1 protein-coding gene is annotated in these 1937 nt (G+C 46.8%); it reads left to right on the forward strand.

What is annotated here, in order from left to right:
* Window positions 1-66: 66 nt before the first annotated feature.
* Window positions 67-1937 (forward strand): CARDB domain-containing protein (locus U9Q77_12055; GenBank protein ID MEA3288091.1); only part of this gene is annotated, 1871 nt, incomplete at its 3' end.

Raw genomic sequence — 1937 nt, forward strand, 5'->3', positions numbered from 1 at the left:
ACTTACATAGATGAGTTATTCAGACCTACTTACGATTTCTCACCAGACTGCCTGGCCGAGAAATTCATACAGCACACTGACTGCGGAGCCCTTGGGGTGTTTGCCGGTTCCAATTCTTCATCTATTTACTCTTATAAGTACTATGGGAAGGGGATACTGACTGCAGTGTTTGAAAGAGGAATTACAAGAATGGGGGATGCCATTCTTTCAGCCAGACTCCAGCATCTTGATGTTTTTATGGAGATTGAAGGAGGAATCAGGGCACTGGCCCAGTTTAACCTTCTGGGAGACCCGGCAGCAGATATTGGTGACAGGATGAAGTTCCGGGACTGCTGCGATCTGATCATCAGCCCTGCAGACCTTGAGATGAACTTGTATTCAACGATGAATGTAAACGGTTCAGGTGAGGTGATTCTTTATGCTACTGTCAGGAATGCTGGCTGGCAGAATGCAGGATCGTTTGAAGTTTCCCTGGAGGTAACCGACGGTAATATCATTCCCGACATTCTGACTGCTCAGTGTCCGGGGTTGGCCTCAGGTGACGAAACAACACTGGAATTTCAGTGGAATAACACATGGTTTGCACCTCCCGGAACACTCTATTTAACAGCATCAGCAACTGATCCTGGTGGTATTGCTCCTGATTCATGGATGCCGAACAATTCAGCAACAAAGAGCCTGGAGATAACTGACTTTTACCCTAACGAAACAGGCTGGCCAACTCAAACTGCACACTCCACAATAATTCCCCCTGCTCTCTGTGATTTTGATGGCGGAGGAGATCTGGAGATAGTGATAACGACAGAAAACCAGATATGTGTTTACCGTAGTGATTCTCCAGGAGCACCAATATGGGAATCGGGTTGTTACTTTATGTTCAATACACCGTCAGCTGCGATATGGCCCAGTATTCCTGCTGTCGGGAATGTGGTTGGGGATGGTCTTTCAGACATCGTTGTAGACGGTCAGGACGAACTGATGATTTTCAACACAACTTCCACAGCCCCGATAAGCAGTTTTACTCATTCTGGTGAATGGTTCTGGGTGGACAATCACACCGTTGCTCTTGCTGATTTTGTTGATGAGGCAGACTTTGAAACAAGGGATGAAATCGTACTTGTGCGAGGTAGAGAACTACAGGTCTTTGATGTTATTAATGATGATCTCGTGGCCATTCGAACAGTTCAACTGCCGGGTATACCGGCAGATGCAAATACTATCTCAAGCTGGCCCCTGCTTAAGGATCTGAATGGTGATGGCAACATGGATATTGTAGTGAGTCTTCACTATAACGTATTTATGCAAGCGGATCATTCGGTGTGCTTCGTCTACGATTACGATGCTGATGATTTCATTTCAGAGAGGGATTGGTCAGGAGTGCAGTGGAGAACTGTTCCAGCAGTTGGGGCGTTGCCTCAGGGTCAGGTTGTCGCACTACCCACAGACCTGTCAACATCTGCACAGAATCCTGCATTGCTGCTTGATCCCGGAGATCTGACAACAAGTGCCGAGTGCCAGAGAAATATAGGTCTTGACTCCTATCATGTTCCATACTGCATCATGGCAGACTGGGATCCACTGACACCAGGCTTGGATAGAGTTATCTCCAACACAGAAAATCAGTGCTTTGCGTGGGATGAGGGGGGAGACCATAGAAATGGTTTTCCTCATGTATATTCTTCTGCAGGATTAAGTCGCCCACCCTTTCCGGCACTTGGGGAGCTGGATGATCATGACCGGTTCGATTACGCAGATGTAATCACAGCCACCAGAGAGGGTACGGTGTTTGGTATTTCCAGTGGCGGTAGTGAGCTTATTAATCTTGGCTTTCCATACACACTTCCAGCATCAGTCCGGGGTGGTTTTGTAATAGCTGACATTGATAATGACGGTAAGGTAGAGGTTGTCTTTGGAACCATGGATAATTACATTCATAT

Source organism: Candidatus Neomarinimicrobiota bacterium, from assembly GCA_034716895.1.
Classification (GTDB): Bacteria; Fidelibacterota; UBA8477; order UBA8477; family JABMPR01; genus JABMPR01.